This is a genomic window from Brevibacillus sp. JB24b, from assembly GCF_051713385.1.
In the GTDB taxonomy this organism is placed as follows: Bacteria; Bacillota; Bacilli; order Brevibacillales; family Brevibacillaceae; genus Brevibacillus_B; species Brevibacillus_B laterosporus.
This window is the reverse complement of record NZ_JBNVQV010000001.1, coordinates 4761494-4774574: the sequence shown is the minus strand read 5'-3', so window position 1 is coordinate 4774574 and position 13081 is coordinate 4761494. Positions and strand designations below refer to the sequence as shown.

9 protein-coding genes are annotated in these 13081 nt (G+C 42.4%); 4 read left to right on the top strand and 5 right to left on the bottom strand.

Annotation, left to right across the window (positions count from 1 at the left end; translation table 11 throughout):
- Positions 1-2: 2 nt before the first annotated feature.
- Complete coding sequence (addB, locus tag ACQV1I_RS22370) at positions 3-3470, top strand: helicase-exonuclease AddAB subunit AddB (RefSeq protein WP_116334310.1); 3468 nt, start codon at positions 3-5, stop codon at positions 3468-3470.
- Entirely contained in the window at positions 3467-7621 is a 4155-nt protein-coding gene (gene addA, locus ACQV1I_RS22365) for a helicase-exonuclease AddAB subunit AddA (protein WP_116334309.1), read from the top strand. Before addB ends, addA begins: the two co-directional genes overlap by 4 nt.
- 68 nt (positions 7622-7689) lie before the next feature.
- On the opposite strand, the gene ACQV1I_RS22360 is transcribed toward addA, so the two are convergent.
- Both ACQV1I_RS22360 and ACQV1I_RS22355 read right to left on the bottom strand, forming a co-directional pair.
- A complete protein-coding gene (locus ACQV1I_RS22360) occupies positions 7690-7965 on the bottom strand; it encodes a YesK family protein (RefSeq protein ID WP_094700440.1) in 276 nt (91 codons plus the stop codon).
- Positions 7966-8373: 408 nt separating this feature from the next.
- The gene (locus tag ACQV1I_RS22355; protein WP_018670320.1) at positions 8374-8652 is read right to left on the bottom strand and encodes a DUF5316 family protein; all 279 of its coding nucleotides are present in this window, start codon (positions 8650-8652) and stop codon (positions 8374-8376) included.
- Between the two features lie 152 nt (positions 8653-8804).
- Here ACQV1I_RS22355 and purU point away from each other — a divergent pair, with 152 nt between their 5' ends.
- Positions 8805-9704, top strand: a complete 900-nt coding sequence (gene purU, locus ACQV1I_RS22350) for a formyltetrahydrofolate deformylase (RefSeq protein ID WP_094700441.1) — start codon at positions 8805-8807, stop codon at positions 9702-9704.
- Here the strand turns inward: purU and ACQV1I_RS22345 are convergent.
- The 3 genes from ACQV1I_RS22345 to ACQV1I_RS22335 all read right to left on the bottom strand — a co-directional run bounded on the left by ACQV1I_RS22345 (position 9677) and on the right by ACQV1I_RS22335 (position 12000).
- Complete coding sequence (locus ACQV1I_RS22345) at positions 9677-10381, bottom strand: alpha/beta hydrolase (RefSeq protein ID WP_094700442.1); 705 nt, start codon at positions 10379-10381, stop codon at positions 9677-9679. The genes purU and ACQV1I_RS22345 overlap by 28 nt on opposite strands.
- Positions 10382-10553: 172 nt before the next feature.
- Positions 10554-11210, bottom strand: coding sequence for a CoA transferase subunit B (locus tag ACQV1I_RS22340; RefSeq protein ID WP_116334308.1), 657 nt, complete (start codon positions 11208-11210; stop codon positions 10554-10556).
- A gap of 94 nt (positions 11211-11304) precedes the next feature.
- The gene (locus ACQV1I_RS22335; protein ID WP_094700444.1) at positions 11305-12000 is read right to left on the bottom strand and encodes a CoA transferase subunit A; all 696 of its coding nucleotides are present in this window, start codon (positions 11998-12000) and stop codon (positions 11305-11307) included.
- 204 nt (positions 12001-12204) lie between these two features.
- On the opposite strand from ACQV1I_RS22335, the gene ACQV1I_RS22330 reads away from it, so the two are divergent.
- A complete protein-coding gene (locus tag ACQV1I_RS22330; protein WP_094700445.1) occupies positions 12205-13020 on the top strand; it encodes an HAD family hydrolase in 816 nt (271 codons plus the stop codon).
- The last annotated feature ends 61 nt before the right edge of the window (positions 13021-13081 follow it).

The window sequence follows — 13081 nt, the reverse complement described above, 5'->3', positions numbered from 1 at the left end:
AATTGGCTGTACAGTTTTTGTTAGGTCGGGCAGGTACTGGCAAGACGGCTGCGATCTATACTGATGTAATGAATAGGCTCGATGAGGAACGGATGGGTCCCCCTCTAATCTACTTGGTTCCAGAGCAATCTACTTTTCAGGAGGAATATCAATTCATTAACCTACCTGGGTACTCTGGTCATATCAGAGCACAGGTGTTAAGCTTTGGCCGACTTTCCTACCGAATCTTACAAGAGGTGGGGGGACTGACGACGCTACCTATTGATGAACGCGGTAAGCAGATGGTGTTGCGTCTATTATTAGAACGTCATCAGGATGAATTAAAGGTATTTCATCGTTCCGCCTTGCAACCAGGATTCGCTGAAGAATTAGTACAAATGATCAGTGAGTGTAAAAAGTATAGTGTCAGTCTGGAAATGCTAGAGCAGTTACAGATAGAGAATGCAACCCTACAACATAAATTACATGATTTGTTATTGATCATGCGTGCATATGAAGACTATGTTACAGATAAATATTTTGATAGTGATGAACTATATTCTACAGTTGCTAACAAGCTAGCTGAATCTAGTTTTATCGCAGATGCAGAGATTTGGATTGATGGATTTAGTGGTTTTACAAAACAGGAATATGCTTTGATTGAGCAATTGATGTACTGCGCTAAACAAGTAAATATTGCTTTATGTATAGACCCACAGGATCGGATGAAACCGCTAGATGATCTCTCACATTTTTATCCAACAATGGAAACGTATCAAAAGCTACTAGAGATTGCGATGCGAGGTAATATTCCAATTGAGGAGCCACGTTTGTTTGAGCATGACCATCGTTTTACTGATAGTCCATGGCTTGCACAGGTGGAACAAAAGTATTTTGACTGGAAAAAGCCCGCTGTATTACCTTCACCTAAGCATGTGGACGAGGTAAAGCTGTTTACAGCCGCCAATCGCAGAGCTGAGGTACAAGCTGTCGCTCTACAAATTTTGGCGTTAGCACGTGATTATGGCTACAGGTATCGTGATATGGCTGTGCTTTTACGAGAAATGGGAACGTATTCCGAAGAAATTGCGCATGTATTTACGAGCTATAACATTCCATATTTCCTTGATCAAAAGAGAACAGTAAGTCATCATCCTCTGATTGAATTTATTCGTTCATCTCTTGAGGTTATCTCTAGAAATTGGCGATATGATGCCATTTTTCGTTGTTTAAAAACAGACCTGCTGTCTCCGCTAGATCAGCCGCTTAGCCAATCGAGAGCCGAGATTGATTTACTAGAAAACTACGTGCTGAGTTATGGTATTCAGGGATATTATTGGTCCATGGATGAGTGGGGGTTTCACGGAACAAATACTTTATACGAACAAATTGAACCTATACGTCAACGATATGCAAAGCCACTTAAAATGTTTGAGACTGAGATGAAAGTGGCTTGCAAAGCAGGTGTTCGCCAAATGGCAACAGCCTTATATGAATTTTTACAGGTGCAAAATGTTCCTATTAAATTGGAAGAATGGCAGAAGCAGGCTGAATTAGAAGGAGATTTAGAAGCTGTCCGTGAGCATGAGCAGGTATACAATGATGTGATGGATTTATTGGATCAGATCGTAGAAGTAATGGGCGATGAACAAATGGAGCTTGTTACATTTGCTCGGATTATTGATACAGGTCTGGATAGTATTCGTCTTGCCTTGGTTCCTCCTTCGCTAGATCAAGTGGTCATTGGGTCCATGGAGCGCTCCCGTCAACCCGACGTAAAAGCATTGTTTTTGATGGGAGCAAATGAAGGTGTAATTCCACTACGCCCCAAAGAAGAAGGGATTCTAAACGAGGCGGAACGAGAAAAGCTGGAAAAGGCAGGCATTGAACTAGCACCTACGGCGAAGCGAAAACTAATGAACGAACAATATCTCCTCTATCGTGCTATGACACGTCCATCCGAGAGATTATGGATTAGTTGCTCGCTAGCTGATGAAGAAGGCAAAGTCTTGTTACCATCGAGCCTGTACGAAGAGATGAAAAAGACCTTACCTGGTCTTACGATTGGTTATTTTCACAATGAACCAACTGCCCAACCACAGCTAGATATAGGTTTGCTGGGGAGACCAAGACAGGTGTTTAGTCATTTACTTACGCTAATTCGTCAATTAAAAAAAGGGATTCCGCTTCCGCCATTTTGGTGGGAGGTCTATGACTGGTTCCTGGAGCATTCGGAAGATGAAAAGCGGGAGAAATGGCTATTATCGGGGCTGGTGTATCAGAATCGCGCTTATCCGCTCTCGAAAGAAATTAGTCGTTCCTTGTACGGAAGTGAGATTCGGGTAAGTGTTTCCCGTTTAGAACGATTCCAAGCCTGTGCTTATTCTCATTTTTCCTCTCATGGCTTGCGGTTAAGTGAACGTCAAATGTACCGTCTAGAAAGATTTGATGTTGGTGAACTTTTTCATGCTTCTTTAAAAATGGCAGTGGAGCAGATGAACAAACAGCAAGTCAATTGGAGCGATATGACGGAACAAGGTAGCATGAAGCTGGCTGATCAGGTTGTGGAAGAGCTTGTTCCACAAACGAGAAGCAGTATTTTGCAACGAACCGCTCGTTATCGTTATGTAACGAAGAAATTAAAACGTGCTGTTGGGCGTGCGATCTCTGTACTGAGTGAACATGCAAGACGAAGTCATTTTGCGCCTATTGGTCTGGAAATTGCCTTTGGACCTGGTGGAGAAATTCCGGGTCTGACTCTAGAGCTGGAGGATGGAATCAAACTGCATTTGTTAGGTAGAATAGATCGAATCGATCACTCTGTTGGAACAGAAACCGAATTTTTGCGAGTGATTGACTATAAATCAGGCCCGAAAGCCCTTGTTTTGTCTGATGTGTGGAATGGATTGAATCTCCAATTGCTCGTATATCTGGATGTCGCTGTGAGCAATGCTGAGCAGTGGGTAGGCAAGCAGGCTGAGGTAGGTGGTGTCTTCTATTATCAGGTAGCTGATCCGTTCGTTGCAGCCAAACAGATGTTATCAGCTGAACAGGTGGAAGCGGAACGGCAGAATAAGCTGAAAATGAAGGGACTTATGTTAGCAGACCCACAATTAGCACGCTTAATGGATAACCAAACGGAATCAGGTAATTCCGATCTACTTCCGTTTGGGATAAAAAAAGATGGTAGCTTCACTCAATATTCATCAGTAGCTTCCAAGGAGCAGTTTGACCTCCTACAGAAATTTGTGCGGAAGTGTATTGTGAAGTTGGGTAGACGATTAACGGATGGAGATATAAGTATTGCACCGTATTTGCAAGGGCCAAGACTTGCATGTCAGACTTGTGCGTATAAGTCAGTTTGCCAGTTTGATAGTTTATTGGAAGGCAATCAGCCACGTTTATTAAGTAAAAAGACTGATAAGGAAGTTTGGGAATTAATTCGTGAAGAAGTCTACGAACAAGACGAGGGAAGGGAGGTAGGAGCATGAGTGAGCAGGAGAATAAAATGGAACAAAAACCTAGTCATTGGACGGATGAGCAGTGGAGAGCAATTATTGAAAAAGGAGATAACTTGCTGGTAGCCGCTGCTGCTGGTTCTGGGAAAACCTCAGTATTAGTAGAACGGATCATTCGTAGAATTTCTGACGTTAACAATGCTGTAGGTGTGGATCAGTTGTTGGTTGTGACCTTTACAAATGCAGCTGCTGCTGAGATGCGCCACCGAATTGGTGATGCCCTGCGTCAAGCATTGGACAGCGATCCTACCTCTGCCCATTTACGGAAGCAGTTGGTTTTGCTACAACGAGCAACTATTACGACTTTGCATTCTTTTTGTTTGGGCTTGTTGCGTCAGTATTATTTTATGGTGGAGCTTGATCCAGGGTTTCGCATTGCAGATCAAATGGAGGCGGAATTACTGCGCCAGGATGTATTGGAAGAACAATTTGAACAATGGTATGAATCTGATGAGAGCTTTGCAGCACTAGCTGACGTGATGGTAGAGAGCCAGGATGATGAAGCGTTAATGGGGTTATTTATGCGCCTGTTTGATTTCTCACAGAGCCATCCGCATCCAGAGCGTTGGCTAAAAGATGCCGCTGATATGTTTGCCAATACACAAGTGGAAGAGCTACATGAATCTCCCTGGGTAGTTACGTTATCAGGAGCTATTTCATTAGAATTATCTGCTCTTGAGTCGCAAGTAAAAAAAGCAATAGCACTTGCAGAAGAACCGGATGGGCCTGGAGCATATATCCCTTTATTACAGCAAGAGCTTTCTATGATTAATCAAGCAAAATGTGCTGCTGAGCAAGGCTGGAATCAGTTAGATGACAGTATGAGAAGTATTACATTTGGTCGACTGCCAGCAGTAAAGGATGCTGACCCGTTGATCAAAGAACAGATACAAAAACTACGTAATGGCGCAAAGGATAAGATAAAGAAGCTGTTGGAAGAGTATTTCACGATGACGCCTGAGCAATATACAGCAGACCTACAGCGAATGGCTCCCTATATGCAAACGTTAGCTCGTCTAGTTAGTGAGTTTAAACAGGCCTTTCGTCAGGCGAAGCAAGAACGGGCTCTTGTTGATTTTAGCGATCTGGAGCATCTGGCTCTACGAATTTTACAACAGGAACAGGAGGACGGCAGTTTCGTACCTTCTGCTATTGCCATGCAATTACAGGAACAGTTTGCCGAAGTGCTAGTCGATGAGTATCAGGATATCAATCTTGTGCAGGAAACGATTTTACAGTTGGTATCAAGGAAAGAGACAGCGGAAGTGGCAGCAAATCGTTTCATGGTAGGGGATGTTAAGCAGAGCATTTATCGCTTCCGACTTGCTGAGCCTAATCTATTTATGCAAAAGTACGATTCGTATGAAACCAATGAAGAAAAGGACCCTTTCGCCCCTAAGGAACAAGATGCACCTCTGGAGTTAAAGGGAAAGCGAATTGATTTGGCCGCTAACTTCCGCAGTCGAAAGGAAGTAGTGGATGCAGTCAATTATATTTTTCGTCTAGTTATGACACCTCGTGTAGGTGAGATTACTTACGATCAAGCGGCGGAATTGATTGGTCGGGCTTCCTATCCAGAGATAGAGCCTGAGCAATTGGCGGTTGAAGTTCACCTAATCGATCGTACGGGATTTGAATCGGAGGAATCCAACTCAGGGCAAGTGTCGGAGCGAACAAGTACTAACTCTATAGGAAGTATAGATAGCTATGATACTGAGGTAGAAGCTCTACCTACTCTGGAAGAGGAAGCTTCTGTTGCTCAGCTAGAAGCACGATTGATTGCCAAGCGTATTAAGGAGTGGCTAGAACCGGGTGTGGGCGGTCAGCCCTTACTCGTTTTTGATAAAAAAACACAGGGAATGCGCCCCCTGGAATATCGGGACATTGTTATTTTGCTCCGAGCTACAGCGGGCTGGGGACAAGCAATAGCAGACGAATGTAAGCAAGCTGGCATACCTATTTATGTAGAACAGAATCAGGGCTACTTCTCTGCAAATGAAGTGGATATAATCATGTCGTTACTACGCGTCATAGACAATCCGAAACAGGATATCCCTCTAACGGCGGTACTACGCTCGCCTCTTATTGGGCTTAGCGAAGAGGATTTAGCTCTGATTCGTGTGTTGACTCCTACGGGGCCTTTTTATCAGGCGGTCGAACAGTATGTAATGGCCGAAGAAGAACAGCTGAATCGAGTCGTAATGGCAAAGCTACGCCGATTTTATCGGATGGTACAAGGCTGGCGAACACGGGGAAGACGAAGCTCGGTGGCAGAATTACTGTCTGATATATATACGGAGACAGGCTACGTTGATTATGTAGCATCGCTAGAGAACGGTTCACAGCGGCAGGCAAACCTACGCGCATTATATGACAGAGCTAAGCAATACGAAGCCACCTCGTATCGTGGTTTGTTTCGATTTTTACGCTTTATTGACCGGATGCAGGAGCAAGAGAATGATCTTGGAGAAGCGAGGACTATTACGGAAAGTGAAAATGTAGTCCGTTTAATGACCATTCATAAGAGTAAGGGATTGGAATTCCCAGTTGTATTTGTGGCTGGAATGGGTAAACAGTTTAATCAAAGCGATATGAAAGGTCGTTTTTTACTGCACAAGGATTTAGGCTTTGGTCCGCAGGTAGCTGATGCAGTTTTGCGCCTGCGTTATCCCAGCTTAGCTTTTTTAGGCATTCGTCAAAAGCTTAAATTAGAGATGCTAGCAGAAGAGATGCGTGTACTCTATGTAGCGTTGACTCGAGCTAGAGAGAAGCTTATCCTTGTGGGTTCTGCTAAGGATTTGAGCAAATCAGCCATCGCTTGGTGCAGCCAGTCTACAGATAAAGAGACCCTATCTGATGAAGATTTAGTTCAAGCGAAGGGATATCTTGATTGGATTGGCAGAGCGTTAGTACGACACAAAAATGGAGAACCATTACGCTTGCTATGCCCAGATACTCAGGATAATTCTTCAATTCCTCTAGTACGTGATCCGTCTGTATGGCAGTTCCAGTTTTATCAGCCGAGCGATCTTATTGCGATAACCGAGCAGAGTGAGCATGATGAGGAAGTTTTTTCTTTACTGCAGAAACGGAAGCCAGTTCCTGATCATCCGCACTCGGAGGAATGGCGTGATAAGATTAGGTCTGTTCTAGAATGGCAGTATGCTCCACAGGTTGTATCACAGGTACCAGCTAAGTGGAGTGTCAGTCAATTGAAGAGCCAGGCTGTAAATCTAACCGAGGGAGTGGGAGAAGACGGCGTTAAGATTGATTGGGAGAATGATCGTCTAGAAACACATTCTCAATCTGTATCAGGACTGGAAAGCCAAACCGATATGCAGTCGCCAACTCGATCTGTAGCTGAAGGATACAGTCATCTTAATCCAAACCTTGAAAAGATAGCAGAGAGTCCGAATTCTCATCGATCGAGACTCACAAAAAAACCGCGATTTCTAGCTGATATGGACAAGAATAGAGAAGAAATAAACAGTGAAATTGATGATATAAAAATTATGACCAGCAGTGATCCTGCTACAAGCAAGGTGGAAAAACCTATTTTTACGAAGGCGGAAGTAGGTACCTTTACACATTTGATTATGCAAAATGTAGAGTTGAATAGAGCTTTAGATCAAGCGAATGTTACTGATCAAATTGAGCAAATGATAGCACGACAGATGCTGACTAGAGAGCAAGCCAGTGTAGTAGATATTGCCTCTATAGCACGCTTTTTTGCCAGTGATTTAGGGCAACGAATGCAAAAAGCTACCAAGGTGTACAGAGAGTTACCATTTACACTTGCAGTTCCCCTACGTGATATTAGATCACGTTTGCTTGCCGACCAAACAGAATTATTACTAACTGATTCAGGTGATGAACGGGTACTTGTGCAGGGGGTAATTGATTGCGTTATTCGGGAGGAGAACGGTGGATTAACGTTGATCGATTATAAAACGGATCGATTACCACCAAACGAGAACGAAGCAGCTCAACTACTCCGGACAAGATATAACGAGCAAATAAGTTTGTACACACGTGCTCTTGAGGAGAGCTGGAAGGAGCCAGTTACGAAACGCTATCTGGTAGCTATGGCAATGGGGCTTGCAGTACCATTGCATGAAGAGTAAGGATTTTTTGTAGAAAAAAACTAAGAGGTCTCCCGAAAGTCTAACTGTATGGGAGTAACCTCTTCGTTTTATTTTTCATGTTGTTTGATCATAACAATAATAGTGAGTACAATGCAGGTCACTAGGCTAGCAATACCGATAGTAGCACCAATAAATGCTATTCCCAAACCTTCAAAGCCATTTACACAAAAGCTATATAGAACTGCCAAACTGCTTACAATAAATACAACCGTTGAAGGGATATACATGAAGATCATGTTTTCAGGTTTTTTGATGTAAATAAAGTAGGAGATTAAGAATAATACGATAAAGGTAACGATAGCTATCATGCTTATTCCAAACAATTAACCATCACCCTCCTCACGATGTTGACTTGATGTATCTCATTATTAAACAGGAAATCTAGTATTGAATAATCAATTTATAGACAAAATGTGAGTTTTCTCACCAACTGACCGCAACTTCCCTCGATTTTTGGCGTACTAGTATGGAGGGGGAAGAAAGATATGGAAAGTAGAGAATATATGGAGTTAATGGGGGCCTTGACTGCAATAGCGCTACCTGTCTCCTTAGGATTATTGCTTGCCTATTTTATCCGGAAGTTACCTGAATGGTTCAAGTAATGATGATGTTCTTTTCGTACCGCATGATTTCTTCTATAGCTGGCATCATAAATAATAGATTTATCATAATGAATGACATATAAAAGCAGGCATGACCCTTTTGCTATTTTCGAAAAGACATGCCTGCTTTTACATTTCTACATATAAAAAGAGAGATAATAACATATTGGGAAGGCCTACTAAAAATAAATGAACTGCCCAAATTTGCTGTTTTTTGTGCTGTTTATCATAAAAAAGAGTGCGCTCATGCATTCTGCTGCTATCTAATAGAAAGGTAGAAATGAATGCACTGATGGCCCATAATAAAGCACCAATGATGACAGCAACTTTCAGCATAAGTAGGTGGTCTTGGATGAGCAATGAGACGAGGAGTGAGACAAGTAAACCTAAGCTTAATGATTTTAACATGAGTTCACCCTCCTTTCTCACTCATTTTTACGCTTGGCAAGCCGAAAAGGTTACAGGAAAAAATGACACAAATCTATTCTTTATTACGTTGATTGGATAACGGATGGGAACGTGCTATACTTTGAAGAAAAAATTCTGGAGGAACCCTAACGATGCAACCAATATCAGACAAAGAATGGAACCAATTTAAGCAAAAGCATGAAGATACAGCAATTATGCTAATTACGTGCCCTGATCGTCCCGGGATCGTCTCGACAGTTTCTCAATATCTATATGAACAAGGTGCTAATATCATTCAATCTGATCAATATACAACCGACCCAGAAGGCGGTCGCTTTTTTATGCGTATTGAATTTAAGCAAAATCGTCTACAAGAGTGCGGGGAGTCACTAAATCAGGGCTTTGCCCCGATTGCGAAACAGTTTGAGATGGAATGGAAGTTAGTTGAAGCCTGCAAGCGTAAGCGTATGGCCATTTTTGTATCTAAAGAAGATCATTGCTTAGTAGAATTGCTGTGGCAGTATAGTGCAGGATATTTGCATGCGGATATTGCGATGGTAATCAGTAATCATTTGGATACGAAAGATATGGTAGAAGCGATGGGTATCCCATTCTATCATATTCCCGTGACTAAAGATACGAAACAAGAAGCTGAGCAAAAGCAAATCGAGCTTATTAAAGGTAAGGTAGACATGATCGTATTGGCCCGGTATATGCAGATTTTATCGCCGACATTCCTTCAGGATTTTCCGTGCCAAATCATCAATATTCACCATTCCTTCCTACCAGCCTTCGTAGGGGCAAAGCCATACGAACGAGCGTATGAGCGTGGCGTTAAATTAATTGGTGCTACTGCGCATTATGTAACGGAAGAACTAGATGCAGGCCCGATTATTGAACAGGGAGTAGAACGTGTTACGCACCGTGATGACGTAGATGATCTTAAGCGTTTGGGTAAACAAATAGAGCGGACCGTGCTGGCCCGCGCTGTTCATTGGCACCTAGAAGATCGAGTTCTGGTACATCAAAATAAAACCGTGGTTTTCCCATAAAGATCTGATAATTCTTGTTGTAGTATTTGATGGATGTAGGAGATGACCTTCTGAGATTCGGGGCCATGTAAAATAATATGACCAGAGTTTGGGAAGTATTGAACGGTGGTTTGCCTGCTCGTCACCTTTTGCTGCAAATACTCAGCGCTGATAGCTTGAACAGTATCGTCCTTTTTCCCTTGAATAATGTAATATGGGCAGGTAACGCGATGCATCATTATCTTTGTTTCAGCTAGCAACCTGCGGAATTGTATCATGCTAGAAAGTGGAATGCGCAATAGGCTTGCCAAGTATTTGTTGCTGTAGTTACTGAAGTCTTCTTTTAGATTAGAAAGGGACTGGGGAATGTCCCAATAGTAGTATGGTGTACACAGAGTAAACAAGAGTCGAACAGGGTAACGAGCAGCTAGATGAAAGGCAAGTAAGCCTCCCATTGAAAAACCAATGATCACCGTGACATCTACGCGCATGCTAAGTCGTTGATAGGCTTGCTCGGCTGAATGTATCCATTGTCCGCGAGTGGAACGCTTCAAATGGTAACGATCAGTTCCATGTCCTTCTAGTGTTGGGCACTCAACAGTATAGCCTTGATTACGCAGAAATTGGACAAGAGGTAACACATCATTAATTTTGCCTGCAAACCCATGTAAAACTAGGAAGCCAAGCGTGGTATCCATTTGCAAGCTCCTTTCTACATAAAAAAGGCGACCCAAGGGTTGCCTTTTTGTGCTAAGAATACACGTATTTTTAGCTCTAACAAGTGCAACAGAAGAGGTGCTTTACTATATGTGCAAAGCCAAGCTTTCTATGTCTTGTTAGGTTATGCGTAATGAATTGAAAGTAACCGTGTTAGACGGAAACGTTTTTTAACACGTTTGCTACTTGGAAGGAAGCGGCGGTGCACGCTTTAATATCATCTGCTGTGAAACCGTCCGCTACTTCTACTAAAATAAGACCCTCTGCGGTTACATCAAACACAGCACGATCCGTAATAATACGGTTAATGACCTGTTTCCCGGTTAAAGGGAGAGTGCAGGAGGGAAGAATTTTGCTTTCTCCATGCTTATTTACATGCTCCATAATCACAACAATTTTTTTCGCACCGTGGACCAAATCCATGGCACCACCCATACCCTTTATCATCTTTCCTGGAATCATCCAATTGGCTAAATCACCCTTCTCGGATACCTCCATCGCACCTAGAATGGCCAGATCAATATGACCTCCACGAATCATTCCAAAGGACTCAGCAGAGGAGAAATAGGAAGCACCCGAAATCGCTGTTACTGTTTCTTTTCCAGCGTTGATCAGATCAGGATCTATGTCGTCAGCATACGGATAAGGTCCAATACCCAATAATCCATTTTCTGACTGCAAAACTACCGTTTTACCCTCCGCAATATAGTTAGCCACCAGTGTAGGCATACCAATTCCCAAATTTACATAAAAACCATCCTCGATTTCTTGAGCGGCACGCATGGCCACTTGTTCGCGAGACAAGGTCATGGATATCTACCTCCTTATTTTAAACAGTGAGTAAGCGTATGAGTGAACATTATTAATATTTTTAATTATTTTTTTGTAGTTCAATAATGTTATGTTAAGCTTTTTGAACGGTGCGCCGTTCGATACGTTTTTCAAAGGATGGGGCTTTAATCAAGCGTTGTACGTACACGCTTGGAGTATGAATTTGATCAGGGTCCAGCTCTCCTGCTTCTACGATTTCTTCTACTTCAACAAGTGTGATTCTACCAGCTGCCGCCATCATCGGATTAAAGTTACGTGCGGTTTTATGATAGATCAGATTGCCGAGTGTATCAGCCTTCCAAGCCTTTATTAATGCGAAGTCACCCGTAATCGCTGTTTCCATTAAGTATTCTTTACCATTAAATATGCGTGTTTCACGCCCCTCGGCAATGGGGGTACCGACACCAGCCGGGGTATAGAAAGCAGGAATGCCTGCTCCACCGGCACGAATTCTTTCCGCTAACGTGCCCTGTGGAGTCAATTCTACCTCCAGCTCACCTGAGAGGAATTGACGTTCAAATTCTTTGTTCTCACCTACATAAGAACTGACCATTTTTTTTATTTGCTTCTGTTGTAGCATGAGGCCAAGCCCCCAGTCATCCACGCCGCAATTATTTGAAACCACGGTTAAACCCTGAACCCCTTTATCACGTAAGGCAATAATCAGATTTTCTGGAATACCGCAGAGACCAAACCCACCAACTAATAGCGTAGCCTCATCATGAATGTCCGCAACCATGTCATGATATGATTCAAAAATCTTTGCCACGATGCACCTCTCCCTCCTGTTTAAAAAAAGCTATCACAGTTTTGTATAATCTGGGATGTGTGTAAGCGTTTTACAAGCTAAATTTTATCAGACTATTCAAAAAGATAAAAGGGTAGAACACAACTTTGGCGACCTATCATATCTTTTCTTTTTAAGGTAAGATTACTAAGGACAGATAGAGAGTTTGAAACGGAGGAAACCTGCATGATAAAAATGTTTGTAAGCGATTTGGATGGCACTTTACTTACGGATGAGAAAAAAATTGATCCGGCCGATCGTGAGGCATTGCTGTTTTTAGCTAAAAAAGGAATCCAAATTTGTATTGCTAGCGGTCGTATTGATAGAGATATTAAATGGGTTATCGAGGAGCTAGGTCACCAATGCCATCGTGTGAGCCAAAACGGTGGTTTTGTCATTACGCGTGAAGAGCAATTATTGCATGCTTGCGATTTTGATCCAGAGATGGCTCGAAAATTGTGTGAAACAGGAAATGAATTCGACGCGATAAGTTTGGTGAGTGTGGGCGATGAGGTGTACCTGACTAAAAAAACAGCGTACAAGGAAATTGAAGAGGCTCACAAGGAACAGATTAAAGAAGAACCAAACCTTATAAATATGTTCAGTGATCAACTAAAACCGACTAAATTAACATATATTGGGGAAATGGATATATTAAAGCAATTGCAACAAAAAGTACATGAACTCTACCCTGAACAATTTGATTCATTTGTGTCCTTTAGCGATTGTCTAGATTTAATGCCTTTACATGTTAGTAAAGGAGATGGTGTAGGCCGACTGATGAAAAACTTAGATTTATCTCCAGAGGAAGTGGCCTGCATTGGGGATTCCTATAATGATCTGCCTATGTTTGAAGCAGTGACGCACAGCTTTGCAATGGAGCATGCTGATGAGGCTATTAAAGAAAAGGCGGCTCATACTGTAAAGAGCGTACGTGAAGCAGCTGAGTGGGTTGCTCAGCAAAACGGTTGGCAATTGACACCCGCCCCTACATCTAAATAGCAAGAATATAAATAAGGAGCAGCTTCTACGCATTGATGTGGGGTTGCTCTTTTATTTATGT

What these genes read in the sequence shown, in the direction of transcription:
- ACQV1I_RS22330 (WP_094700445.1), top strand. Translation starts at nt 12,205, where the DNA reads ATGATAAAAATGTTTGTAAGCGATTTGGATGGCACTTTACTTACGGAT.
- ACQV1I_RS22355 (WP_018670320.1), bottom strand. Translation starts at nt 8,652, where the DNA reads ATGTTAAAATCATTAAGCTTAGGTTTACTTGTCTCACTCCTCGTCTCA.
- ACQV1I_RS22345 (WP_094700442.1), bottom strand. Translation starts at nt 10,381, where the DNA reads ATGGATACCACGCTTGGCTTCCTAGTTTTACATGGGTTTGCAGGCAAA.
- purU (WP_094700441.1), top strand. Translation starts at nt 8,805, where the DNA reads ATGCAACCAATATCAGACAAAGAATGGAACCAATTTAAGCAAAAGCAT.
- ACQV1I_RS22340 (WP_116334308.1), bottom strand. Translation starts at nt 11,210, where the DNA reads ATGACCTTGTCTCGCGAACAAGTGGCCATGCGTGCCGCTCAAGAAATC.
- addA (WP_116334309.1), top strand. Translation starts at nt 3,467, where the DNA reads ATGAGTGAGCAGGAGAATAAAATGGAACAAAAACCTAGTCATTGGACG.